Annotated in this window: 25 protein-coding genes; 13 read left to right on the top strand and 12 right to left on the bottom strand. The window is 73.6% G+C overall.

Annotation, left to right across the window (positions count from 1 at the left end):
- Positions 1-215 precede the first annotated feature (215 nt).
- The 6 genes from F1615_RS01615 (at position 216) to F1615_RS01590 (ending at position 6176) form a co-directional block, all read left to right on the top strand.
- Positions 216-1085, top strand: coding sequence for a lytic polysaccharide monooxygenase (locus tag F1615_RS01615; protein WP_244328604.1), 870 nt, complete (start codon positions 216-218; stop codon positions 1083-1085).
- 257 nt (positions 1086-1342) lie between these two features.
- Positions 1343-2353, top strand: coding sequence for a substrate-binding domain-containing protein (locus tag F1615_RS01610; RefSeq protein WP_149547010.1), 1011 nt, complete (start codon positions 1343-1345; stop codon positions 2351-2353).
- Between the two features lie 51 nt (positions 2354-2404).
- Positions 2405-4780 (top strand): sensor histidine kinase, encoded by a 2376-nt coding sequence (locus F1615_RS01605; RefSeq protein ID WP_149547009.1) that lies wholly within the window; start codon positions 2405-2407, stop codon positions 4778-4780.
- A 29-nt stretch (positions 4781-4809) separates the two neighbouring features.
- Positions 4810-5241: a roadblock/LC7 domain-containing protein gene (locus F1615_RS01600; RefSeq protein WP_149547008.1), complete on the top strand. Its 432-nt coding sequence runs from the start codon at positions 4810-4812 to the stop codon at positions 5239-5241.
- A gap of 1 nt (position 5242) precedes the next feature.
- A complete protein-coding gene (locus tag F1615_RS01595) occupies positions 5243-5602 on the top strand; it encodes a DUF742 domain-containing protein (RefSeq protein WP_149547007.1) in 360 nt (119 codons plus the stop codon).
- On the top strand, positions 5589-6176 hold the full coding sequence (locus F1615_RS01590; protein WP_149547006.1) for a GTP-binding protein: 588 nt from the start codon (positions 5589-5591) through the stop codon (positions 6174-6176). Before F1615_RS01595 ends, F1615_RS01590 begins: the two co-directional genes overlap by 14 nt.
- Positions 6177-6228: 52 nt before the next feature.
- Here the strand turns inward: F1615_RS01590 and F1615_RS01585 are convergent, their stop codons facing one another.
- The 5 genes from F1615_RS01585 to F1615_RS01565 all read right to left on the bottom strand — a co-directional run bounded on the left by F1615_RS01585 (position 6229) and on the right by F1615_RS01565 (position 10601).
- Entirely contained in the window at positions 6229-7185 is a 957-nt protein-coding gene (locus F1615_RS01585; RefSeq protein WP_149547005.1) for an ABC transporter substrate-binding protein, read from the bottom strand.
- Positions 7186-7262: 77 nt separating this feature from the next.
- Complete coding sequence (locus F1615_RS01580) at positions 7263-7928, bottom strand: ABC transporter permease (RefSeq protein WP_149547004.1); 666 nt, start codon at positions 7926-7928, stop codon at positions 7263-7265.
- Positions 7925-8626: an ABC transporter permease gene (locus tag F1615_RS01575; protein ID WP_149547003.1), complete on the bottom strand. Its 702-nt coding sequence runs from the start codon at positions 8624-8626 to the stop codon at positions 7925-7927. The genes F1615_RS01580 and F1615_RS01575 overlap by 4 nt, the downstream gene beginning before the upstream one ends.
- Positions 8623-9765: an ABC transporter ATP-binding protein gene (locus F1615_RS01570; RefSeq protein WP_167533624.1), complete on the bottom strand. Its 1143-nt coding sequence runs from the start codon at positions 9763-9765 to the stop codon at positions 8623-8625. The genes F1615_RS01575 and F1615_RS01570 overlap by 4 nt, the downstream gene beginning before the upstream one ends.
- A gap of 134 nt (positions 9766-9899) precedes the next feature.
- Positions 9900-10601 carry an FAD:protein FMN transferase gene (locus F1615_RS01565; RefSeq protein WP_149547002.1) on the bottom strand — a complete coding sequence of 234 codons (702 nt, stop codon included), beginning with the start codon at positions 10599-10601 and terminating at the stop codon, positions 9900-9902.
- A gap of 71 nt (positions 10602-10672) precedes the next feature.
- Here F1615_RS01565 and F1615_RS01560 point away from each other — a divergent pair, with 71 nt between their 5' ends.
- The 3 genes from F1615_RS01560 (at position 10673) to F1615_RS01550 (ending at position 14244) form a co-directional block, all read left to right on the top strand.
- Positions 10673-11362, top strand: coding sequence for a response regulator transcription factor (locus F1615_RS01560; RefSeq protein WP_149547001.1), 690 nt, complete (start codon positions 10673-10675; stop codon positions 11360-11362).
- 38 nt (positions 11363-11400) lie between these two features.
- On the top strand, positions 11401-12804 hold the full coding sequence (locus F1615_RS01555) for a sensor histidine kinase (RefSeq protein ID WP_149547226.1): 1404 nt from the start codon (positions 11401-11403) through the stop codon (positions 12802-12804).
- A gap of 438 nt (positions 12805-13242) precedes the next feature.
- A complete protein-coding gene (locus F1615_RS01550; protein ID WP_149547000.1) occupies positions 13243-14244 on the top strand; it encodes an NAD-dependent epimerase/dehydratase family protein in 1002 nt (333 codons plus the stop codon).
- Between the two features lie 176 nt (positions 14245-14420).
- Here the strand turns inward: F1615_RS01550 and F1615_RS01545 are convergent, their stop codons facing one another.
- Positions 14421-15533 (bottom strand): sensor histidine kinase, encoded by a 1113-nt coding sequence (locus F1615_RS01545; protein WP_149546999.1) that lies wholly within the window; start codon positions 15531-15533, stop codon positions 14421-14423.
- A gap of 2 nt (positions 15534-15535) precedes the next feature.
- Positions 15536-16258, bottom strand: a complete 723-nt coding sequence (locus F1615_RS01540) for a response regulator transcription factor (RefSeq protein ID WP_149546998.1) — start codon at positions 16256-16258, stop codon at positions 15536-15538.
- Between the two features lie 104 nt (positions 16259-16362).
- On the opposite strand from F1615_RS01540, the gene F1615_RS01535 reads away from it, so the two are divergent.
- From F1615_RS01535 to F1615_RS01525, 3 genes are read left to right on the top strand one after another with little or no spacing between them, the layout of a single operon-like run.
- A complete protein-coding gene (locus F1615_RS01535) occupies positions 16363-17085 on the top strand; it encodes a glycosyltransferase family 2 protein (RefSeq protein ID WP_149546997.1) in 723 nt (240 codons plus the stop codon).
- A complete protein-coding gene (locus F1615_RS01530) occupies positions 17082-17705 on the top strand; it encodes a TIGR04282 family arsenosugar biosynthesis glycosyltransferase (RefSeq protein ID WP_149546996.1) in 624 nt (207 codons plus the stop codon). The genes F1615_RS01535 and F1615_RS01530 overlap by 4 nt, the downstream gene beginning before the upstream one ends.
- Positions 17702-18433 (top strand): class I SAM-dependent methyltransferase, encoded by a 732-nt coding sequence (locus tag F1615_RS01525; protein WP_149546995.1) that lies wholly within the window; start codon positions 17702-17704, stop codon positions 18431-18433. The genes F1615_RS01530 and F1615_RS01525 overlap by 4 nt, the downstream gene beginning before the upstream one ends.
- A gap of 202 nt (positions 18434-18635) precedes the next feature.
- On the opposite strand, the gene F1615_RS01515 is transcribed toward F1615_RS01525, so the two are convergent.
- Positions 18636-19094: a hypothetical protein gene (locus F1615_RS01515; RefSeq protein WP_167533623.1), complete on the bottom strand. Its 459-nt coding sequence runs from the start codon at positions 19092-19094 to the stop codon at positions 18636-18638.
- 8 nt (positions 19095-19102) lie between these two features.
- Complete coding sequence (locus tag F1615_RS01510; protein ID WP_149546993.1) at positions 19103-20374, bottom strand: molybdopterin-dependent oxidoreductase; 1272 nt, start codon at positions 20372-20374, stop codon at positions 19103-19105.
- Positions 20375-20487: 113 nt separating this feature from the next.
- Here F1615_RS01510 and F1615_RS01505 point away from each other — a divergent pair, with 113 nt between their 5' ends.
- Positions 20488-21843: a hypothetical protein gene (locus tag F1615_RS01505; protein WP_149546992.1), complete on the top strand. Its 1356-nt coding sequence runs from the start codon at positions 20488-20490 to the stop codon at positions 21841-21843.
- 14 nt (positions 21844-21857) lie between these two features.
- Here F1615_RS01505 and msrB read toward each other — a convergent pair whose 3' ends face one another.
- From msrB to F1615_RS01490, 3 genes are all read right to left on the bottom strand, one after another.
- Positions 21858-22265: a peptide-methionine (R)-S-oxide reductase MsrB gene (gene msrB / locus F1615_RS01500; protein WP_149546991.1), complete on the bottom strand. Its 408-nt coding sequence runs from the start codon at positions 22263-22265 to the stop codon at positions 21858-21860.
- A 14-nt stretch (positions 22266-22279) separates the two neighbouring features.
- Positions 22280-23668 (bottom strand): UDP-N-acetylmuramate--L-alanine ligase, encoded by a 1389-nt coding sequence (gene murC, locus F1615_RS01495; RefSeq protein WP_149546990.1) that lies wholly within the window; start codon positions 23666-23668, stop codon positions 22280-22282.
- Positions 23669-23748: 80 nt separating this feature from the next.
- The gene (locus tag F1615_RS01490; RefSeq protein WP_208818226.1) at positions 23749-24222 is read right to left on the bottom strand and encodes an indole-3-glycerol phosphate synthase; all 474 of its coding nucleotides are present in this window, start codon (positions 24220-24222) and stop codon (positions 23749-23751) included.
- Between the last annotated feature and the right edge of the window lie 222 nt (positions 24223-24444).

Below are 24444 nucleotides of genomic sequence, written 5' to 3'. Positions count from 1 at the left end.
GGGCCGGCCGCGCTCGAACGATAGGCAGCGCGCGGCCCGCCGGGATACGGGGGAAACCCTCGATCCGGCCGGGAACCCACCCTCGGCGCAAGGCGGTTGACCAGGAACGGGACGCTATGCCCCGCATCGTTACGGAGGTGAACGCGCCAGGCGGTTCATCCGTACCTCACGGAAGGACCCCACACGTTCCCGACCCGCCTGACGAGGTGTTCCGTTTGTCCCCGACGACCGCACACCGCACCGCGCTCGCGGCGGCCCTCGTGGCCCCGCTGCTCCTGCCGCTGTGGGCCGCGGGGCCGGCGCGCGCCCACGGGGCGCCGACGGATCCGGTGAGCCGGGTCGCGGCCTGCTCGCCGGAGGGCGGCGAACGCGCGGAGTCGGCGGCGTGCCGTGCCGCGGTCGCGGCGAACGGCGCGCCGTTCACGGCGTGGGACAACCTGCGGGTGGCGAACGTCGGCGGCAGGGACCGGCAGCGGATCCCGGACGGGAAGCTGTGCAGCGGGGGCCTGCCCGCCTACCGGGGCCTCGACCTCGCCCGCGCCGACTGGCCGGCGACCCGCGTGACACCCGGTGGGGCGCTGCCGATGACGTACGTCTCGACGATCCCGCACGCCGGCACCTTCCGCGTGTATCTGACGGAGCCCGGCTACGACCCGGCGCGGCCGCTCACCTGGTCCGGCCTGCCCGAGAAGCCGTTCGCCGAGGTGACGGACCCAGCGCTGGCGGACGGCGCCTACCGGTTCCGGGTGACGCTGCCGTCGGACCGGTCGGGGCGTCATGTGCTGTACACGGTCTGGCAGAACAGCGGCACACCCGACACGTACTACTCGTGCTCGGACGTGGTGTTCCCCGAGGAGGAGCCGGCGGCCACCGCGCACACCCCTGCCGCGCACACCCCTGCCGCGGGCACCCCTGCCGCGGGCACCCCGGCGGCCACGGCTCCCGGGCCCTCCGGCACCCCCGGTGCCCGGGCCACCGCCACCGCCTCCTCCGGTCCCTCCGCCCCGTTGTTCGCTGGCGGCGCCGTCGGCGTCCTGGTGCTCACCGGGGGTGCCGCGCTGGTCCTGCGGCTGCGCCGGCGCTGAACCGGGGCCCACGGCCGGAGCGGTGACCGCCGGTGCCGTCCGTCCGGTCCGGGTGCCGCGCGCGGCATGCCTGCTCACGCTTCATCACAATGCGGCAGCATCACCTCACTTCACGTGGCCCTTCACTTGACGACCGGTGGTCGCACAGGGTTGGCTCCGGGCCAGTGAGAGTCACCCGGTAGGCGCACGCTCCCCGCGGCTGCCGTCCGTGCTCTCCCCTGCTCTTGCTCGGCCGCACAGCGAGGTCCGCACCCCTCATGAACACTCGTCCCCCGTCCCGCCGCTTCCCGAGACACCGCCTGGCGGCCCTGGCAGCCGCCGTCGGTCTGCTGGTGACCGGCTGCTCCGCCTTCGGCGCGGCCGGCGACTCCGCGGACTCGGACGACGCGAGCGGGTCCGGCGCCGGACGGATGAAGGTCACGATGGTCACCCACGGCAGCGAGGACGACGCCTTCTGGGACCGGGTGAAGAAGGGGGCCGAGGCCGCGGCCGCCAAGGACGGCATCGAGCTGACGTACGTGAGCGACCCGGATCCCGCGGGGCAGGCCGCACTGGTCCGCGAGGCGGTCCGCGACGGCGTCGACGGCATCGCGCTGACGCTGGCCAAGCCGGGGGCCATGACGGGCCCGGTCAACGAGGCACGGGCGGCGGACATCCCCGTGGTGGGGCTCAACGCGGGCATCGACGCCTGGAAACCGGCGGGGCTGCCGGCGTTCTTCGGACAGGACGAGAGCGTGGCGGGCCGGGCCGTCGGCGAGAAGCTGAACGAGCTGAAGGCCAAGCACGCCCTGTGCGTCGTCCACGAGCGCGGCAACGTCGGCCTGGAGGCCCGCTGTGCCGGAGTGAGGAAAACGTTCGAGGGGACGACGGAGAACCTCTACGTGGACGGCACCGACATGCGCGCCGTCTCCGGCATCCTCACCGCCCGGCTGCGGCAGGACGCGGCCATCGACGAGATCGTCACCAACGGGGCGGACTTCGCGCTGACCGCCGTGGAGGCGGTCGCGGAGGCGGACAGCGACGCCGGCGTGGCCACCTTCGACCTCAACAAGGACCTGGTCGAGGCCGTGCGCGGCGGCAACGTCCGGTTCGCCGTCGACCAGCAGCCCTATCTCCAGGGCTATCTCGCCGTGGACGCGCTGTGGCTGTACCGGACCAACGGCAACATCAGCGGCGGCGGAGTCGCGCCCGTGCTCACCGGACCGGCGTTCGTCACGAAGGCCAACGCGGACTCGGTCGCCGGGTTCGCCGCCGGCGGAACCCGCTGACGGGCCGGCCCGTGCGTATTCTCCCCACCATCCGACCGCTCTAGGACCACGATGTCTCCACGGACAGGTGCCCGGCGCCGTCTCGGCTCCATTCGTCTCTCGCTGTTCCTCCTCGCACTCGTGCCCAGCGTCACCCTCGCCGGCATGTGGGGCCTGACCACGATCCAGATGTTCTCGGAGGGCCTGCAGCTGCGGTCCCAGACGGAGCTGAGCCGGTCGACCGGCGCGATGGGCACGCACGCCACGCTCGCGCTGCAGAAGGAGCGGGCGCTGACCGCCGCGTGGCTGGCCGAGCCGCGGCGGTCCCGCACCGCCCTCGAAGCACAGCGCGAGAAGACCGACGAGGCGGTGGCGAAGCTCGTCGGGCAGGCCGACGCGATCGCCGAGGCACCCGCGCGTGTCTCCGACCGGCTGTACTCGGTGCTCGGCTCGGTGGGCAGTCTGGAGTACTACCGGGACCAGGTGGACGACCCCGGCGACATCAGCGCCGAGGAGGCGCTGGACCAGTACACCTCGATCATCGACGACCAGATCCACGCCTTCCAGGAACTCTCCCAGGTCGACGACGGGGACCTGACCTCGCAGGCCCAGCCGCTGGTCGCGCTGGAACACGCGGCGGAGCTGGTGTCCCGGGAGAACGCGCACCTCACCCTCGCCTGGCCGTCCGGCAGCCTCGACGAGGAGGACTGGACCGCTTTCGCGGAGCTGGTCCACACCCGCCGCTGGCTGGTCGAGGACCAGATCGAGCCGTCCGTCGAGGGCGAGACCAAGACGCAGACCGAACGGATCCTGCAGAGCCCCGAGTGGCGCGCCCTGGAGGCGGTCGAGGACCAGGTGCTCGCCACCCACGCCACGGCGGACGACCACACCGTCGACCTGCCGGACCTGAAGGACCGCTGGGAGGAGGCCGTGAGCCGGGTCTCCCCGCAGTACTCCACGATGATCCGGCAGCAGACCGACGCGCTCCTCACCCGCAGTGCCGACGAGGCCCGCGGCCTGCTGGTGAAGGCCGCCTCCCTGAGCGCCGCCGGTCTCCTCGCGCTGCTGCTGTGCGTCGGGCTGTCCTGGCGCATCACCCGTTCGCTGTCCCGCCGGCTGCGCGGGCTGCGGGTGGCCACCCTGGGCTTGGCGGAGGAGCGGCTGCCCGACGTGGTGGCCCGGCTGGAGCGCGGCGAGAAGGTCGACGCCGAGTCGGCGACGACTCCGCTGGACTACGGGCACGACGAACTGGGGCAGGTGGCCCAGGCGTTCAACACCGCGCAGCGCACCGCCGTGCACACCGCGGTCGAACTCGCCGACACGCGGCGCGGTTTCCAGAAGGTCATCCTGGGCATCGCGCGGCAGAGCCAGAACCTGGTCAACCTCCAGCTCAGCAAGCTGGACGCGCTGGAACGCCGGCACACCGACCCCGAGGTCCTCAAGGGCCTGTACGAACTGGACTCCACGGCCAGTCAGTTGCGCCGCTACGAGGAGAACCTGGTCATCGTCAGCGGTGAGCGTCCCGGCCGTTCCTGGAGCGAGCCGGTCGCGCTGATCGACATCGTGCGCAGTGCCGTCGGGGAGGTCGCCGAGTACCAGCGGGTGGAGGTCCTCACCGAGGAGGAGGTGTCCGTCGCCCCGCCCGCGGTGGCCGACGTGATCCATCTGCTGGCCGAGCTGATCGACAACGCGACGGTGTACTCGCCGGCGCCCAGCCCCGTCGGGGTGCGGGCGGCGATGGTCGCCAAGGGACTGGCCGTCGAGATCGAGGACCGGGGCCTCGGCATGTCGGAGGACGACTACGCGTCCCTCAACGCCCAGTTGGCCAAGCCGCCGCAGTTCGACGTGGTGGCGCTCGCCGACGACCTCCGGCTGGGCATGTTCGTGGTCTCGCAGCTCGCGCACCGGCACGGCATCGCCGTCACCCTGCGGCCGTCGCCGTACGGCGGGACGACGGCGATCGTGCTGATCCCGCACGAGGTCGTGGTGCGGGACGCACCGGCCGGCGACGGCGGCCGGGACACGGCGGGCACCGCGACGGCCGAGGACGGGGCGGACGACGAGCGCGACGGGTCCGCCGCCGGTGTGCGGGCGGACGCCGACGGGCAGGCGGACGTGGGCGCGCGGGCCCCGGCGTCCCGGCCGGCCACCCCCGTACGGATTGGCCCCGCGCCCGCCGCCGCGGCGGCCGCCCCCCGCCGGGACGGTCTCACCCCGCTCCCCCGCCGGGTGCCGCAGACCAGCCTGGCCGCCGAACTGCGCGAGGAGACCGCGCCGGACACCGGGGAGGAGCCCTGCGAGGAGTTCACCGCGGAGCGCGCCGCCTCCTCCCTCGCGGGCTTCCAGCGCGGCACGCTCCAGGCACGGGACGACGACGCCGACGAGGCCGTACCGGCGCATGTGCCCGCCGCTCCCGGCGAGCTCCCGACTTCGCCCGCCGACCGCTGACCGCCGACCGCTCACGAAGGAACACCGCCATGACACCCCCCATCCCCGCCACCCACACCCAGCTGGACCAGCTGCTGACCGGACTCGTGGAACGGGTCGCCGACGTGAACCAGGCCGTGGTGCTCTCCGAGGACGGACTGGTGGTCAGCAAGTCCACCGGCTTCCCGCGCGACGACGCGGAGCGCCTGGCGGCGACCGCGTCCGGTCTGATGAGCCTCAGCAAGGGCGTCAGCATGGACTTCCGCGGCGGCCCGGTGCGCCAGGCGCTCATCGAGATGGCACACAGCTATCTGATCCTCACCTCGGCGGGTCCCGGCGCCCATCTGGTGGTGCTGACCGGTCCGGGCGCGGACGTCGGTGTGGTGGCGTACCAGATGAACATGCTGGTGAAGAAGATCGGCGAGCACCTCAGCGCGGCGCCGCGGGAGGCCGCAGGGCCCGCTGCCGACCCCGGCGTGTGAGGTGGGCGGAAGCGACTCGGCGGGCCGGCTGGTACGGCCGTTCACCCTGACCGGTGGCCGGACCCGGCCCAGCCGCGCCGACTTCACGCTGATCACGACTGTGACGGCCGCGGATCCGCAGCCCGGGACGGCCGCCCGGCCGCAGCCCGAGCACCTGCGGATCCTCCGGCTGTGTGCCAAGCCGGTCGCGGTCGCCGAGATCGCGGCGCGTCTCGACCTCCCGGTGAGCGTGGTCGTCATCCTGCTCTGCGACCTGCTGGAGGCGGGCCGGATCACCGTCCACCCGCCGCACCCCGTCACCCGTACCACCCCGGATCTGGACCTGCTGCAGAAAGTGAGGGAGGGCCTTGGCCGGCTCTGACACCACCGCTCAGGCATCCGCCGGCCGTCCGGCACCCGACACGGTCAAGATCCTGATCGCCGGTGGCTTCGGCGTGGGCAAGACCACCATGGTCGGCTCGGTCAGCGAGATCGTCCCGCTGCGCACCGAGGAACCGCTCACCATGGCGGGACTCGATGTCGACGACCTGGACGGCGTCGAGGAGAAACGTGCCACCACGGTCGCCATGGACTTCGGCCGGATCACCGTCTCGGACGACCTCGTGCTGTACCTCTTCGGCACGCCGGGGCAGCAGCGGTTCTGGTTCATGTGGAACGATCTGGCCCTGGGGGCGCTGGGCGCGGTGGTCCTGGTGGACGTGCGCAGACCCAGGTCCAGCTTCGCCGCGATCGACTTCTTCGAACGCCGGGGCATACCGTTCGTGATCGCCGTCAACGGCTTCCACGGTGAGCACCCCTACCCGGTGGAGGACATCCGGGAGTCGCTGACGCTGCCGGAGGGCGTGCCCGTGCTGCTGTGCGACGCGCGGGAGCGGGAGTCCAGCCGGGACGTGCTGATCGCGCTGATCGACCGGCTGATCGCGGACGCGGCCTAGATCCGGTGGGTGACCGTGGGTACGGCCGGGCGGCCGCACCCACGGGCGGCGGTCAGTCCAGGCCGGCCGACTTCAGCCAGGCCCTGGCCACGTCCAGCGGGTCCTGCTTCTCGAGCTGGATCCGGGCGTCGAGGTCGAGGAGCGTCTCGGTGTCCAGCTTCGCCGAGACGGCGTTGAGCGCGTCGACGCCCTCCTGGGGGAGCCCGTCCTTGTGCACCAGGGGGGTGACGTTGGCGAACCCGAAGAGGTTCTCCGGGTCCTTCAGGACGACGAACTTCTCCTTCACGATGGTCGGGTCGGTGGTGAAGATGTCGGCGGCCTGGACCTCGTTGCCGCTCAGCGCCGCCTGGGTCAGCGGGCCGCCCGCGTCGAGCGCCTTGAAGGACTTGAACTTCAGGCCGTAGACCGACTCCAGGCCCTTCAGCCCCTGCCGGCGGGTCTGGAACTCGGGCGAGCCGCCGATCACCAGCTCCGGTGCGATGTCCTTGAGGTCGGCGAGGGTCGACTCGGCGGTGAGGCCGTACTTCTTCGCGGTCCCGGCGTTGACGCTGACCGAGTCCTTGTCCTCGGCCGGCGACGACTCCAGCAGCGTCAGCTTCTTGTCCAGCTTCGCCTTGACGGCCTCGTTCACCGCCTCCGTCGACTCCTGCCCGGCCTCGGGGTCGAGGTAGGCGAGGAGGGAGCCGTTGTACTCGGGCAGGACCGTGATGGAGCCGTTCTTCATCAGGCCGTAGGTCGTCTCACGGCTGCCGATGTTGTGCTTGTAGCTCACCTTGAGGCCCTTGGCGCGCAGCGCCTCACCGTAGATGTCGGCGAGCAGGGTGCTCTCGGCGAAGTTGTTCGAGCCGACGACGACGGTGCCCGTCTCGGCCTTCTCCCCTTCGAGGGGGTTGTCGGAGGTGTCGTCGGAGGAACAGCCCGCGAGCAGCGCCGCCGCGGCGGTGAGCGCGACTGCCGCCGCGCCGGTGTGCCTCGTCCTGGATCTGCTGCCCTTGGCGGTAGAAGTCATTCATCGATCCAATCCAGCCGTTTTACGGTCAGTCAAGAACATGGTGGTCACGGTTTGTCACTCGGGCCGGGCGGCCGTCAGCGCCTGCGCACGCCGGGCGACACCGCCAGCCGTCCCGCGGCCCAGAACAGCGCGAGGGTGGCGAGCGCCAGGACCGCGACCAGCGTGGCGCCGCCGACCACCTTCTCGTAGTCGCGCTGGTAGAGCCCGTCGATGATGTACCGGCCGAGGCCGCCGAGGCTGACGTACGCGGCGATGGTGGCCGTCGACACGATCTGGATGGCGGCGGACCGCAGGCCGCTCAGGACCAGCGGGAGCGCCACCGGGAGTTCGACCTGGAACAGGATCCGCGACTCGTGCATGCCCATGCCCCTGGCGGCGTCCACCGGGGCGGGGTCGACGGAGCGCACCGCCTCGTAGGTGGTCACCAGGACCGGCGGGATCGCCAGGACGACCAGCGGGATCATGACGGGCAGCAGACCGAAGCCGATCAGCAGGACGGCCAGCACCAGCAGGCCGAAACTGGGCAGGGCGCGGGCCGCGTTGGCGATGAAGGCGAGCGCGTTCCCGCCGCGTCCGGTGTGCCCGGTCAGCAGGCCCACGGGCAGGCCGATCGCGGAGGCGACGGCCAGCGCCAGCACCGAGTACTGGACGTGCTCCCAGAAGCGCTGCGGGATGCCGTCGTAACCCTGCCAGTGGGCGCTGTCACTGAAGAACGCGTTGACGAAGTTGAGGACGTTCACCGGACCGCGCCCTCCGGGGTGAGCTCTTCCCGCCGCGCGGCGGGCTTCCGGCGGCTGCCGCCACGCGGCATCCACGGCGTGAGCAGGACCCGCAGCAGAACCAGCAGGGCGTCGCACAGGACCGCCAGGGCGGCCATCGTGAGCACGGAGTTCACGGCGAGCTCGGGCCGGTCGTACTTCTGCGCGGCCGCGAGCAGATTGCCGAGGGCGCCCTGGTTGCCGATCAGGGCGCCGACGCTGACCAGGGAGATGCTGGACGCGGTGGCGACCCGGAGCCCGGCGATGATGGCGGGCGCGGCGATCGGCAACTGCACCTGGAGGTAGCGCCGTACGGGGCCGAAGCCCATGGCGGTGGCGGCGGCCAGGGTCTCGTCCGGCACCGAGCGCACACCGTCGACGATCGCCGGGACCAGCACCACGAGGCTGTACAGGGCCAGCGGGATCATCACGGTGAGTTCGGTCTGTCCGGTGTAGTCGATGAGGACGACGAAGAACGCCAGCGAGGGGATGGCGTACAGCACGGTCGTCACACCGAGCACGGGCGGGTACAGCCAGCGGAAGCGTCCGCACACCTGCGCGAGCGGCAGGGCGAGGAGCAGCCCGGCGGCCACCGGCAGCAGGGCCTCCCGCATGTGCAGTCCGATGAGGCCGGCCCAGCTGTGCTGGAGGTCGCTGGGGATGTCGAAGAAGCCGCTCATCCGGCTGCCTTCTCGTCCTCGGCGCGGCCGGCCGAGTGGGCGGCGCGGATGGCCTCGCCGATGGTCTGCTGGGAGACGACCCCGGTCACCCGGCCCTCGTCGTCCACGGCGACCGCCCAGCCGGTGGGCGAGAGCACGGCGCAGTCGAGGGCGACCCGCAGGGAGTCGGCGCCGGGCACGAACGGCCGTCCGTACGGCAGCAGTCGGCCGGTCCCGATGGCCTCGATGGTCCCGATGGTCCCGGCGGTCGGCCGGTCGCGCTCGGCCCAGCCGAGCGGGCGGCCGTCGGGGTCGGTCACCAGGAGGTACGGGCTCCTGACGGCGGCGATCCGTTCGGCGGGAGCGTCGGCCGGGACGACGGCGTCGGTGGTCAGCTCCAGTGGGGCGGAGGGGAAGAAGGACAGCCGGCGGATGCCGCGGTCGGCACCGAGGAAGTCCTCCACGAAGCCGTCCGCGGGCGTGGACAGCAGCTCGGCGGGCGGCGCGTACTGGGCGAGCCTGCCGCCCTCGCGCAGGACGGCGACCATGGTGCCGAGTGTGATCGCCTCGTCGATGTCGTGGGTGACGAAGACGATGGTCTTGCCCAGCTCGTCCTGGATCCGCAGGAGTTCGTCCTGCAGCCCCTTGCGCACCACGGGGTCGACGGCGGAGAACGGCTCGTCCATCAGCAGCACCGGCGGGTCCGCGGCGAGCGCCCGCGCCACCCCGACGCGCTGCTGCTGGCCGCCGGAGAGCTGGTAGGGGTACCGCTTGGCCAGGGAGGTGTCCAGGCCCACCCGCTCCATCAGCTCCGCCGCCCGCTCCCGGGCCCGCTGCTTGCCCCAGCCGAGCATGCGCGGGACGGTGGCGATGTTGTCGACGATCGTGCGGTGCTGGAAGAGCCCGGCGTTCTGGATGACGTAACCCATGGACCGGCGCAGGGTGGTGACCGGTTGCCGCTGGATGTCCTCGCCGTCGAGGAGGATCGTTCCCTCGGTGGGTTCGACCATCCGGTTGATCATGCGGAGGGTGGTCGTCTTGCCGCAGCCGGAGGGGCCGACGAGGACGGTGATCGAACGGTCGGGGATCTCCAGCGACAGCCGGTCGACCGCCACCGTGCCGTCCGGGTACCGCTTCGTGACTGAATCGATCCGTATCAAGACGCCGAATGCCCTTCGGGTGGCGGAAGTTTCTGACCGGGGTCGCGCGCTGTGCCGCCGGTGAGTGTAAACGGCACCACCGACAAAGCCCCGGAACCCCGCGCACCCGACCCCTGGGCCGCCACCTGCCCGGATTACGGCGTGGGAAACCCCGGGGTGCGCAGCACCCGTCGGTCCGCGGTGACGGCGAACACCTCGCAGCCGGGGCGCGCCGCGGCCCACTCGGGCCCTTCCCGCCCCAGTGCGAAGCCCGCGGTGGCGACCGCGTCCGCCTCGGTCAGGGTGGGGGCGACGACGGTCAGGCTCAGCAGACCGGTGGCCGGGCGGCCGGTGCGCCCGTCGATGATGTGGTCGCCGCGTTCGTAGCGCGCGGAGGTGGCGACCGCGCCGTCGGTGAGGTGGACGACGGCGCACAGCCGGCCGGCGTGCCCGGGGTGCCGTACGCCCACCCGCCACGGGCCGCCGGCCGCGACCACGTCACCGCCGGCGTTGAGGCAGAACCGCCGTGCCCCGGCCGCCTCGAGCAGTTCGGCGCCCCGCTGCACCGACCAGCCCTTCACCACGGCGCAGGGGTCGAGCCGCCGCCCCGGCAGCCGTACGTCGAAGGCGCCGCCGGTGGCGGTCCGGTACCGCTCGCAGAGGTCGAGGACCTCCGTCAGATCGGGGCCGGTCCGGGCGGGGGGCAGCTCGCCCCGGTCGAGCCGGGAGACCTCGCTGTCCTCACAAGCGGCGCGGGAGGCACGGAGACAGCTGTCACGCCGGAAGCTCCTTGATCGGGTCCTGGGACACCGAGCCTGGTCGCGGGCGCTGTCGATCCGCTGTCGGCCGGCTTTCAAGTCGTTGTCGATCGGGACGCGGAGGCGCACCGGCCTCGGGCGCCGGACGCCCGGTGCCGCAGTATGGGCGGGTGGAAAAAGTACGACTCCTCGTCGTGGACGACGACCCGCCGATAGCCGACCTGGTGGCGACGGTCGCCCGGTACGAGGGCTGGGAGGCGGTCACCGCCAACTCGGGTGAAGAGGCGCTGCGCCGCGCCGCCGGGTTCCGCCCGGACATCGTGGTGCTCGACCTGATGCTGCCGGACGTCGACGGCTTCGGTGTCCTGGACCGGCTGCGGCGCTCGGGGACGATGGTGCCGGTGGTGTTCCTCACCGCCCGGGACGGGGTCGCGGACCGGGTCGCGGGGCTGACCCGGGGCGGGGACGACTACCTGGTGAAGCCGTTCGCCGTCGAGGAGCTGATGGCGCGGCTGCGGACGGTGCTGCGGCGCAGCGCGGGGCCGGGGTTCCGGCGGTCGGTGCTGCGGGTGGCGGACCTGACGATGGACGAGGACACCCGTGAGGTGCGGCGCGGTGAGCGGCTGCTGTCGCTGACGCCGACCGAGTACGGGGTCCTGCGCTACCTGATGCGCCGGTCGCCGACCGTCCTGACCAAGGCGCAGATCCTGGACCACGTGTGGGAGTACGGCTTCGGCGGCCGTTCCAACGTGGTGGAGCTGGTGGTCAGCCGGCTGCGGCGCAAGCTGGACGACACCGGTGCGCCGCTGATCCAGACCGTGCGGGGCTTCGGGTACGTGATACGGCGGGCCGCCGAGTGACCGGGGCCGCCCGGCGGCTGCGGGACACGTACCGGCGGATGCGGCTGGGCACCCGGCTGGCGCTGGGCCTCGGGGTGCTGTCGCTCGCGGTGTTCGCGGTCGTCGGCACGGCCCTGACCGCGTACATGCGGGACTATCTGGAGCGGCAGCTCGGCGACCAGCTGAAGCTGATCCAGACCGTGCAGGCCAAGGACGCGGCGGCGCACGGCACGGTGCGGCGCAAGCCGTACTACGGCTGGTACACGGCGGTGTACGACGTCTCCGGCGACGCGGTCACACTGCGCAGGCCCTCCGACGTGCCCGGCGACACCCGGGCGATGGCCGATCTGGCGCGGGCGATGGCGCACTCCGACACGGAGCTGGTGCGCACCGCGCGGATCGAGGGGAAGGGCACCTACCGGCTGCGCGGCTGCGAGGTCGAACCGGGGGTGGTGCTGGTGAGTGCCGCTCCCGTGAAGGACGTCGAGGAGACCGTCGAGCAGCTGATCACGGTGCAGGTCGTGGTGTTCGCCCTCGCGCTGCTCGCCCTGGTGGTGTTCGGGCGGCGGATGCTGCGGCGGGGGCTCGAGCCGCTGAGCGACATGGCGCACACCGCGCACGGCATCGCCTCGCACGACCTGAGCGTGTCGGCGGCCCGGCTGCCGCTGCGCGCGGACGGGCGGGACGGCGGTCTCGAGGTGGCGGAGCTGCGCACCGCCTTCAACACGATGCTGGAGCACATCGACGGCTCCCTCGCGGTGCGCGCGGAGGCGGAGCTGCGGCTGCGCCGCTTCGTCGCGGACGCCTCGCACGAGCTGCGCACCCCGTTGATGTCGGTACGCGGCTACGCGGACCTGTTCCAGTACGCCGCGGCCAACGAACCCGCCGAACGCGAGCGGCATCTGGCCCGGCTGCGGGCGGAGGCCGCCCGCATGGGCGTGCTGCTCGACGACCTGCTGCTGCTCGCCCGGCTGGACGCGGCGGAGGTGGAGGCACCGCTGCGCATCGCGGACACGGATCTGACGGAGCTGGTCCAGCAGGCCGCCGACGCGTTCCGGGCGGGCCGTTCGGGGCATCCGCTGACGGTGACCGCCGGGAGCGGTCCGCTGCGGCTGCGGCTCGATCCGCAGCGCATCCGGCAGGTGCTGGACAACCTGCTCACCAACGCCGCCGTGCACACCCCGGCCGGCACCCCGGTGTCGGTGGAGGTGTCGGTGGCCGGTGACGCGGCGCTGGTGCGGGTGGCCGACGCGGGCCCCGGTGTGCCGGCGGAGGACCGGGAGCGGGTCTTCGACCGGTTCTACCGGGTCGACAAGGCCCGCAGCCGGGACCGGGGCGGCAGCGGGCTGGGCCTCGCGGTCGCCCGGTCGCTGGCGCGGGCGCACGGCGGCGACATCGAGCTGACCGGCGGGCCGGGGGCGACGGTGTTCACGGTTCGGCTGCCGCTGGGCGGCGGCACCTGACGGGTGACCGGGCCGCCGGGCGGACCGCCGGGCCCCTCCTCCCGGCCGCCCGGGGAAGGCTCACGGCCACCCGGGAAGGGCTCACGGCCGCTGCCGAGGGCAGCCCGGCGGCAGCGGGCCGGGCCTCGCGGTCGCCCGGTCGCCGGCTCGGGCGTGCGGCGGGGACATCGAGCTGACCGGCGGGCCGGGGGCGACGGTGTTCACCGTTCGGCATCTGACGGCCCCGTCCGCCCGCGGGAGGGCTGCTGGAGGAGGCTCGCGGCTGCTGCCGGGCGGCCCGCGACGAGCGGGTTCGCGGATGGCGCCGGCCGCCGCCCGCGCGGGCCGGGGCCGACCGGGTCCACCGGGCGGGTGCCCGACGGGAGACGCGTCTTACGGAGCGGTGACGTGCCGGGCGCGGCCCCGCTGTCCGGTGGGGCGCGGGCCTAGCGTGGGCTCATGCGTGTACTGGTCACCGGCGGTGCCGGGTTCATCGGGTCCCATGTCGTCGAGGCGCTGCGGACCCGCGGGCACGAGCCCGTCGTGTTCGACGTCCGCACCGTCCCGACGGCGGACGTGTGTTCCCCCGGCGCGGTGCGCGAGGCCCTGTCCGGCGTGGACGCGGTCTGCCACCAGGCGGCGATGGTCGGCCTGGGCACCGGGTTCGCCGACGCACCGGAGTACGTCTCCCACAACGACCTGGGCACGGCGGTGCTGCTGGCAGCGATGGCCCAGGCGGGGGTGCGGCGGCTGGTGCTGGCCGGCTCCATGGTGGTCTACGGCGAGGGCCGGTACGCCTGTGGCCGGCACGGGGTGGTGCGGCCGGGGCCGCGGGCCGTCACGGACCTGGCGGCCGGGCGCTTCGAACCCACCTGCCCGGTGTGCGGCTCGGACCTCGCCCCCGGCCTGGTCGGGGAGGACGCACCGGCCGACCCGCGCAACGTGTACGCCACGACCAAGCTGGCCCAGGAGCACCTGGCCGCCGCCTGGGCCCGGTCGACGGGCGGTTCGGCGGTGTCGCTGCGCTACCACAACGTCTACGGACCCGGCATGCCCCGCGACACCCCGTACGCAGGAGTCGCCTCCTTCTTCCGCTCGGCGCTGGCCCGCGGCGAGGCCCCGCGCGTCTTCGAGGACGGCGGTCAGCGCCGGGACTTCGTCCACGTACGGGACGTGGCGGCGGCGAACGTCGCCGCCCTGACGGCGGAGCCGGCCGCCGGGACGCTCACCGCGTACAACACGGGCAGCGGTACGCCCCGCACGGTGGGCGAGATGGCCCGCGCCCTGGCTTCGGCCCACGGCGGGCCGGACCCGGTCGTCACCGGCGAGTACCGCCTGGGCGACGTCCGCCACATCACGGCGGACTCCTCCCGTCTGCGCGCCGAACTGGGCTGGAAGCCGGAGATCGCCTTCGAGGAGGGGATGCGGGAGTTCGCGGCGGCGGGACCCCGGGGCGACTGACCCGCCCCGCGGCGGGACGCCCACGGCCGTGCGCCGCCACCCGCGCCACGGGACCGGCGCACCCCGGCACGGACGGCACACCGGTGACCGCGTCACCGGGCGGAGGGACGACCGCTGCCGCCGCATCACCCGCGCCGTGCGACATCCGCGTGTCCGCCCGGGAGGGGGATCCGAGGTCAGCCCTCCGTCGCCGGGAGCGTCACCTCGAAGCGGCAGCCGCCGGTGACGTTGCGGACCGTGGTGCTGCCGCGATGGGCCTCGACGATGCCGCGGACGATGGCGAGGCCGAGGCCCGCGCCGGCCGGTGGGGTGCGGGCGTGGGTACCGCGCCAGCCGGTGTCGAAGACGCGGGGCAGGTCCTCCTCGGGGATGCCGCCGCAGCCGTCGGTCACGGACAGCACCACGCCCTCGTCCGAGCGCCGCGCGGCTACGGCCACCGTGCCGTCGGCCGGGGTCCTGCGGATCGCGTTGACCAGCAGATTGCCCAGCACCCGGCTCATCTCCCGCCCGTCGACCTCCACCGGCACCGCTTCGACCCGGTCGCCGACGAGCCGTACGCCGTGCTCGCGGGCGAGCGGATCCGCGCCGGCGAGGGCGTCGCCGATCAGGTCGTACAGGGAGATGCGGGAGAGCGAGAGGGTCAGCGCGCCCGCGTGGATGCGGGAGAGCTCGAAGAGGTCGCCGACCATGTCGTTGAGGCGCTCCACCTCGGTGCGGATCTGCCGGAGGTATCGGTCGGGTTCGGCGGCGACCCCGTCCTCCAGCGCCTCGGCCATCGCGCGCAGTCCGGCGAGCGGGGTGCGCAGGTCGTGGGAGATCCAGGCGACGAGTTCCCGCCGTGAGGACTCCAGCGCCCGCTCGCGGTCCCGTGACTGGGAGAGCTTGACGCTGGTCGCCGCCAGCTCGCGGCTGAGCGCGGCGAGTTCGGCGGTGGCCGGGCCGTCGGGGGCCGCGAAGTCGCCGCCGTCGCCGAAGGAGCGGGCGGCGAGCGTCAGGTCCCGGCTGCGGGCGACGACCCAGCGGCCCAGCAGCAGCGCGGTGACGGTGGAGACCACGGCGGCCATGGCGACGACCGTCGTGACCACGCTCAGGTCGTGCGCGGACAGGAACATGGCCTGGGCGACGGCCAGCGTGCCGGCGAGCATCGCGGTCACCGCGACCCCGGCGACGACCGCGAGGTGCGCCGTCAGCGACCGGCGCCGGATCATCAGCAGCACGCACGCGCCGAGCAGACCGGCCGCGGCGGCGCCGAGGAAGGCGAACAGGGCGATGAGCAACGTGTCCGGCATGCTCACTCCTCGCCTGCGGCGGGGTCGAAGCGGTAGCCGACGCCCCACACGGTCTGGATGAGCCGGGGCCGCGCGGGATCGTCCTCCACCTTGCCGCGCAGCCGCCGCACGTGGACGGTCACGGTGGACAGGTCGCCGAAGTCCCAGCCCCACACCTCCCGCATCAGCTCCTCACGCGCGTACGCCCGCCCGGGGTTGCGCAGGAGGAAGACGAGGAGGTCGAACTCGCGGATGGTGAGGGCGAGTTCATCGCCGTTCTTGGTGGCACGGCGGGCGGCCGGGTCGACGGCGAGGCCCGCGGCGCGCAGCAGACCGGAGGCGGCGGCCGGGGCGGGGCGGGTGCGGCGCAGCACGGACTCGACGCGCAGGACGAGTTCGCGCGGGCTGAACGGCTTGGTGACGTAGTCGTCGGCGCCCACCTCCAGGCCGAGGATGCGGTCGTCCTCGTCACCCCGCGCGGTGAGCATGATCACCGGCACCGGCCCGTGACCGCGCATCCTGCGGCACACCTCCAGGCCGTCCATGCCGGGCAGCATGAGGTCGAGGACGACGAGGTCGGGCCAGTGGGCCGCCGCGCGGGCGAGCGCGTCGGGGCCGTCACCCGCCCGGTCGACGACGTATCCGGCGCGGTCGAGGTAGCCCGTGACGATCTCCGCCACGGTGGGGTCGTCGTCGACGACGAGGACCCGGGCTCCGGCCTCGGCATCGGGTGGTCGCTGTTCCATGCGGCCAGCCTCGCACCCCGCGCACGCGAGCGGTGCGGGCCGGTCGCCGATGTCCGTGTTTCGTAAGCAGCCGCTGCCCGTTGTGCCCGTTTCGCGTTCGTAGGGTGAGAGCCGTGACCTCCTCCCCCGCCCCAGAACAGGCGAACCCCGCGCCCGTGGACGTCGTCCTCCCCTGTCTCGACGAGGCCGCGGCGCTGCCGTGGGTGCTGGAACGCGTCCCCCCCGGCTGGCGCGCCCTCGTCGTCGACAACGGCTCCACGGACGGCTCGGACCGCGTCGCCCGCGCGCTCGGCGCGACCGTCGTGCACGAGGAGCGGCGCGGTTTCGGCGCCGCCTGCCATGCCGGGCTGACCGCCGCCACGGCCGACATCGTCTGCTTCTGCGACTGCGACGCCTCGCTGGATCCGGCGGACCTGGTGCCGTTCGTCCGGGAGATCCGGGCGGGCGCCGCCGACCTCGTGCTGGGGCGCCGCCGGCCGCGGGCGCCCGGCGTCTGGCCCGTCCACGCCCGCGCGGGCAACCTCGCGCTTTCCCGGCTGCTGCGCCGCCGTACCGGACTGCGGCTGCGCGATCTCGGCCCGTTGCGGGCGGCACGGCGTGAGGAGTTGCTCTCCCTGCGCCTGACCGACCGGCGCAGCGGCTATCCCCTCCAGATGGTGGTGCGCGCCGCCGACGCCGGCTGGCGCGTCGCCGAGCACGACGTGCCGTACGCGCCGCGCACGGGTGCCTCCAAGGTGACCGGCACCTGGCGCGGCACCTTCCAGGCGGTACGGGACATGAGCCGGGTGCTCCGGGAGGAGCCGGTGCGCGAGGAGGTGACGTCATGACGCCGGTGGCGCCCGTGACCCTGCTCGTCATCGCCAAGGAGCCCCGCCCGGGCCGGGTGAAGACCCGGCTCACCCCGCCGTTCACCCCCGAGGAGGCGGCGGGGCTCGCGGAGGCGGCGCTCGCGGACACCCTGGACGTGGTGGCACGCACGCCCGCGGGACGCCGCGTACTGGTGCTGGACGGGGCGCCGGGGCCCTGGCTGCCGGCGGGCTTCGAGGTCGTACCGCAGTGCGCGGGCGGCCTCGACGAGCGGCTGGCCGCCGCGTTCGCCGGATGCGACGGACCCGCCCTCCTCATCGGCATGGACACGCCCCAGGTGACGCCGGAGCTGCTCACCGTGGACTTCGCGGACTGCGAGGCGTACTTCGGCCCCGCCGAGGACGGCGGCTTCTGGGCACTGGGCCTGGCCGAACCCGACCCGGGGCTGTTGCGCGGGGTGCCCATGTCGGCCCCGGACACGGGGGCGGCGCAGCGGCTGCGGCTCGCGCATCTGCGGGTGCGGGAACTGCCGCGGCTGCGGGACGTGGACACGGCCGACGACGCCGCGGTGGTCGCCGGTGCGGCGCCGGGCGGACGGTTCGCCGCGCGTCTGGCACGGCTGACGGCGGCCCGCCGGTGAGCGGGCTGCGGGCTACGACGACGCCACGCGTCGGGCGGCAGCGGACGGCTCCCGCCGCCGACCGCGCCTGGTCCGCCGACCCCTACGCCGACGCCCTGCGCACCGGCCGGGGGCCGCTGTTCCTGCGCCGGTCCGACGGATGGCTGCTGCCGCTGGACGTGGAGCGCTGGTGCGCGCCGGCGGACACGGCGGACCTGGAGGTGCTGCGGCGTTGCGAGGACACGGTGCTGGACGTGGGCTGCGGTCCGGGACGGCTGGTCGCGGCACTCGGCGCCCAGGGGCGCTGTGCGCTCGGCATCGACGTCAGCGAGGCGGCGGTGGCGCACACCGTGCGGCGCGGCGGGCGGGCGCTGCTCCGCTCCGTCTTCGACCCGCTGCCCGGCACCGGCCGCTGGGGCACCGCGCTGCTCGTCGACGGCAACATCGGCATCGGCGGCGATCCGGTCGCCCTCCTCCACCGGCTCGACCGGCTTCTGGCGCCGGGAGGCCTGGTGATCGCCGAGACGGTTCCCTGCCCGGACGTCGACGAACGCGCCCTGGTCCAGGTCACCGGCGCGCACGGCACCCCCGGCGCCGCCTTCCCGTGGGCCCGCGTGGGCACCCCGGCACTGCTGCGGTACGCGAAGGCCGCGGGCTGGCGGGCCAACGACCAGTGGTCGACGAGCGACCGCTCCTTCGTGGCCCTACGGCGAACCACCCTCACCCCCACCGGCCCGTCCGACGTTTGACGACGCCCCGACCCACCAGACCGTCCTGGAGGTACCCCTTCCGGGGGAGTCTGAGGACGAGGCCCGCCCCACCAGCCCGTCCGGCGTTTGAGGACGAGGCCCGTTCAGGGCCGAAGGGGGTCCGGGGGCGCAGCCCCGAGGGACGGGAAGGGAAGGGGCGTCGGGGGCGACAACACACCGCCCCGGCACCCCCGCACCGCCGTCACCCCTCACCGGCACCCACCGCACGCCCCCACCGCACACGCACCGCGAACACCACCGCCGAGCCCCCGAACAGGACGGCCGTGACGATCAGCCAGCGGGCCGGATAACCGGCCGCGGACTGGCCCGCCACCCCTTCGTAGCGTTCCGACACGCGACCGCTGATCAGCGGGAACCACACGAGGAGCAGCAGCCCGGACAGGGCGGCCGGCACCCGCACGTACGTGACCCACGACCTGCGCCGGCCCGCGCCCTTCACCAGCGCGCGGTCGGCGACCGCGTACAGCGGCAGCAGCACCAGGTCGTGGACCAGCGCCGCGCCCACGAACCACAGCGCGATCAGGAACGGGTCGCCGTCGAGCAGCCGCATCCCCGCGTACGCGCAGAGGGCGAACGAGCAGAGCAGCACGAGCAGGTGGAAGGGGCTGCCGAGCACCGGCCGGGGCGTCCGGTGCGGCACGGGGCGCCTCACAGCGCACCGAACGTCAGCCGCGCGACCCACTTGGTGTTGAGCACGCCCGGAGCCGCGGGGACGATGATCCGGGCCGGATGGCCGTGATCGGGGGTCAGTTCCTCGCCGTTGACGGACAGGGCGAGCAGGGAACGCGGATCGCCCACCTGGTTGGCGCGCAGTGCGGCGTGCCGGAAGGCGCCTCGGCGTTGCAGCGATTCCACGAACACGTCGACCGGGCCGTCATGGCCGACGAGCGCCGCGAGGTCCCGCAGCCGTACGCCCCGCCACCACTGGTCGGAGGTGGACCAGCCCTCCACACAGGCGATGGGCAGGGCGGCGCTGTGCAGCGGCAGGCCGAGCAGGTCGGCCCTGCTGAGCCGTACGGTGCCCGAGCGCCCGGTGACGGCCAGCCGCCACGCCTCCTCGCCCGTCTCGTCGGCGCGGATCCCGGCGTACGCGGCCGTCTTGTTGATCTGGAAGCCGTTCGGACCTCCGCCGGGTTCGGGACCGCCGTGCGGGGTGAGGACGGCGGTCTGTCGCAGCGGTCCGTCGAAGCTGCGCCCGGCGGAGGTGGCGAGCAGGAGCAGCGAGCCGCCGCCGACCAGCCCGAGCGCTCCGCGCCGTGAGACGGTCGGCGGGTCGGGGCGCGGGGCGGCCAGTTCGTCGGCCTGCCCGTCGGCGCGCTCCTCGCCGCCCTCCCGCATCCTGCGCAGATTGCGGAACGCCACCGGAGCCTTCAGCACCGCATGGGCGAGGAACGCGCCGAAGAACACCCAGGCGCCGTAGAAGTGCAGGGGGTAGAAGGAGCCCGGGAAGACGTAGTCGAGCTGGACGTTGAGGATGCCCGTGACGAACTCGAACAACGCGCCGCCCACCAGGAGCAGCAGCGAGATCCGCTCCAGGGCGTGGGTGAGCGAGCGGGCCGGCGGCAGGGTGAACAGCCTGGGCACCACCGACCACAGCTTGGCCAGCAGCACCGGGACGAGCGCGAGCCCGAGGGTGACGTGGACGCCCTGGGTGAGCCGGTACAGCCACGGCGGGTCGGTGGGCCAGGAGAACAGGTAGAAGCCGAGGATTCCCTTGTCGGGCGTCTTGTCGTTCACCGGGGACAGGTCCGGGTTGTACGCCGCGTACGACAGCAGTCCCGTCACGAACAGGACCGTGACGCCGGCGAGGAGGACCACCCCGAGGACCGAGGTGAACCAGGTGCCGCGCAGCGGGCTGCGCCAGAATCCCGGCGAGAACGGGCCGCGCGCGTCGGGGGCGGGGAGGAGAGACCGAGCCATGTGCCGACCGTAGGTCCGCGCCACCCCGTGAGCGGGTGCGGGAACGATGACGAAACGCTGACATCCACCCTCGTCAGCCGGTCGGCGCCGCTCCCCCGGCCTAGCGTGACGGCGTGAACCGCGATCTCCCCCGCACCGCCTCCCGCGGCGGCCTCGTCCGTGATCTGTCCGCCGTCGCCGCGGCGGCGTCGCTCGTGGTGGCCGCCGTCCTGGTCGGGACCCGGATCCAGGACCGCCACGGCACGCTGTACGTGAACTGGCCGCCGCTGGTGGGCGAGTGGATGCCGCACACCGGTCCGGGCACTCCGGCCGCGCTGGTCGTCGCGGCGGCCGTGGTGACGTACGGCCCCTCCCTGGCCGCCCGGCTGTCCTGGCGGCCCCTGCTGCTGGCGGCATGGGCCGGGTCGATGGCGTGGACCTGGTCGCTCGCCCTCGTGGACGGCTGGTCGCGGGGTGTCGCCGGGCGGCTGACCGAGAAGCACGAGTATCTGCGGGTCATCGGCCGTTTCGGTGACATCCCCGCCGCGCTGCGGGACTTCAACGGGCACATCCTGCTCGACGCCCCCGACAACTGGCCCGCGCACGTCGCCGGGCATCCGCCGGGCGCCACCCTCGTCTTCGTCCTGCTGGACCGGATCGGTCTGGGCGGCGGCGGGTGGGCCGGCGCCTTCGTCATCACCGCCGGCACCACCGCGGTGGCCGCGATCCTGATCGCCGTGCGCCGGCTCGCCGACGAGCCGCTCGCCCGCCGCGCCGCGCCCTTCCTGGTCCTGGCCCCGGGCGCGGTGTGGATGGGCGCCTCCGCCGACGGCTGCTTCACGGCCGTCACCGCCTGGGCCGTCGCCCTGCTCGCCCTCGCCGTGACGGGTCACCGCCCGGCCTGGACCGGCTTCGGCTCCGGGCTGCTGTTCGGCGCCACGATGTACCTGTCGTACGGGCTCACCCTGTTCGCGGTGATCGGCGCGGCGGTGTTGCTGCTGGGGACGCGGCGGCTGCGGCCCCTGGCGTACCTGGCCGCCGGGTTCCTGGTCGTGCCGGCCCTCTTCACGGCGCTGGGCTTCGACTGGTGGGAGGCGTACCGGCTGCTGGTCACCCGCTATTACCAGGGCGCGGGCGGGGTGCGTCCGTACGGGTACTGGATCTGGGCGAACCTCGCGTGCACCGTACTGGTCGTCGGCCCGGCGACGGTGGCGGGGCTGCGCAGGCTCGGGGGCGTACTGACCGGGTCCCGCGCCGTGCTCCTCCGCGGCTCCGCTCCCCGCCTGGCCCTGCTCGTGTTCTCCGCGTTCCTGGCCCTGCTGATCGCCGATCTGTCCGGGATGAGCAAGGCGGAGACGGAACGCATCTGGCTGCCGTTCGCGTTCTGGCTGCTGCCCGCCGGTGCCCTTCTGCCCGGCCCGCGCGCCTGGCTGGCCGGGCAGGCCGTCCTGGCCCTGCTCCTCAACCACCTGGTGCTGACGGGGTGGTGAGGAGCGGGCACGGATCAGCCCTGGGCGGGCTGCAGCCTCAGCGAGACGCTGTTGATGCAGTACCGCTGGTCGGTGGGCGTCGGGTATCCCTCGCCCTTGAACACGTGACCGAGGTGCGAGCCGCAGCGGGCGCAGCGGACCTCGGTGCGGACCATGCCGTGCGACCGGTCCTCGACCAGCTCCACGGCGTCGGTCTCCCTCGGGTCGTAGAAGGACGGCCAGCCGCAGTGCGACTCGAACTTGGTGTCCGAGGTGAACAGCTCGGCGCCGCAGGCGCGACAGGAGTAGACGCCCTCGGTCTTCGTGTCGGTGTACTCACCGGTGAAGGCGGGTTCCGTGGCTGCCTCGCGCAGCACGGCGTACTCGGACGGCGAGAGTTCCGCGCGCCACTGCTCGTCCGGCTTCTCGACGTCGTACGGCATGAGCTTCCAGCCCCTTACTTCGACAGACGGTCCAGGATCCGCGGGCCGAGGTCGGTGACGTCGCCCGCTCCCATGGTGAGAACGAGATCACCGGGCTTCGCCATTCCCGCGACCACCTCGGGGATCTCCGCCTTGTCGTGGACGGCGGTCACGTCCGCGCCGGCCGCCCGCGCCGCCTCGATGATCAGCTCGCTGGTGACGCCCGGGATCGGGTCCTCGCGGGCCGGGTAGATGTCCAGCACCACCGAGGCGTCGGCCAGGGACAGCGACTGGCCCATCTCCGTGCCCAGCTCCCGGGTGCGGGAGAAGAGGTGCGGCTGGAAGACGACGAGGATGCGGGCGTCACCGGCGGCCGCGCGCATCGCCTCCAGGTCTGCGGTCATCTCGGTCGGGTGGTGCGCGTAGGAGTCGACGACCTGGACGCCGGCGGCCTCGCCCTTGAGCTGGAGGCGCCGCTTCACCCCGGTGTACGCGGCCAGCGCGGGGGCCAGCTCGGCGGCCGGGATGCCGAGCGCCACGCCCGCGGCGAGCGCGGCGACGGCGTTGTGCGCGTAGTGCCGGCCGGGGACCGAGACGGTGAAGGTGAGCGGGCCGCCGTCGAACTCGACGGTCACCTCGCTCTTCAGGCCCTGCGGGACGACCGACAGCACCCGCACGTCGGCGTCGGCCGCCTCGCCGTACGTCACCGTCCGCACGGAGCCGTCCAGCCGCCGGGTCAGCTCCCGGGCGCCCTCCTGGTCCGCGGAGATCACCAGGGTGCCGCCGGGCACGATCCGGCCGACGAACGTCTCGAAGGACTCGTGGATCTCCTCCATCGAGGCGTAGTTGGCGTGGTGGTCCAGCTCCACGTTGAGGATGATCGCGACCTCGGGTGCGTACTTGTGGAAGCTGCGGTCCGACTCGTCGGCCTCGGCGACGAAGATCTCGCCCTCGCCGTGCAGCGCGTTGGAGCCGGGGGCGTCCAGGTCGCCGCCGATCGCGTACGACGGCTCCCGGCCCAGCTCGGTGAGGGAGACGGCCAGCATGGAGGTGGTGGTGGTCTTGCCGTGGGTGCCGGCCACCGCGATCGGCCGCAGGCCGTCCATCAGGGCGGCGAGGGCGTCGGAGCGGTGCACCACCGGGATGCCCAGCTCGGCCGCCCGGACCAGTTCGGGGTTGTCCTCGCGGATCGCGGAGGAGACGACCACGCAGCTGGCGTCGTCGGCGAGGTGCTCGGCTGCGTGGCCGATGTGCACGGTGGCGCCGAACGCGCGCAGGGCGTCGGCGGTCGGGGAGTCCTTGGCGTCGCTGCCGGCCACGTTCGCCCCGCGCTGCGCGAGGATCTTGGCGATGCCCGACATCCCGGCGCCGCCGATGCCGATGAAGTGCGGTCGGTCCATGGCGGTAGGAAGGCCGGGTGCCATGCGTGTTCTCCCAGTGGTGCGACGAGCGGGACGGCGGTCTTCGCGCCCTCGCCGGAGGCCGGGAGAGCGCCGCCCTCAGCCTATGCCTTGCTGTGGGAGAAGAGTTTCAGGACCGGGACCCCGACCTTGTGCCGGGCCCGGGAGGCCCAGTCCCGGTGGAAGAACTCCTCCACGTAGTGCGGGTCGGTCAGGACGATCACCTCGTCCGCGCCGACCTCCTCCACGAGGGCCTTCAGGGCGTCCAGCGGGTGGTCCTCGATGAGCCGGCCGTCCGCCGTGTCGCCGGTGGCCCGCAGGGCCTGCAGGGACACCTCCAGGGCCCGCTCCCCCATGCTCTGGGCCTCCTCGCCCTCGGGCGTCTCACCCTCGCGGACGGCCTCGTCGATCTCGCCGAGCGCGACGTCGTCGATGGCTCTCAGCAGCCGGTCGGCCTGTTCGCCGCGCGGCTGGAGCAGCACGTGGAAGGAGACCGGCTCGTCGCCGTGCAAGGTGGTGACGAACTCCACGTCGGCGGACGTCAGAGCCTTCTCGATCATCAGTACGCTTGTGAACACCAGGCGCCCCTTCTCCTCGGAGGACCCGCGGGCCCTCTCCGCTCCGCGGGCCGAGCCGGGCCCCGCGGAAACCATCCTGCCCCGTGTTCGCACGGGTACTGCCGGAATCAGTCTTGCCCTTTCCCGCACGGGGTGGGCGGATCCGTACCGCCGATCGCCGGACCGGCGGCCGCCGTCGAACAGGTTGCCGACTCCCTTCCGGGCTCCCGCTTCCGGACACGC

The sequence above is a fragment of the Streptomyces marokkonensis genome, from assembly GCF_008312835.1.
GTDB lineage: Bacteria > Actinomycetota > Actinomycetes > Streptomycetales > Streptomycetaceae > Streptomyces > Streptomyces marokkonensis_A.
Note: the sequence above shows the minus strand (reverse complement) of the source record. Positions and strands in the feature narration are given on the sequence as shown.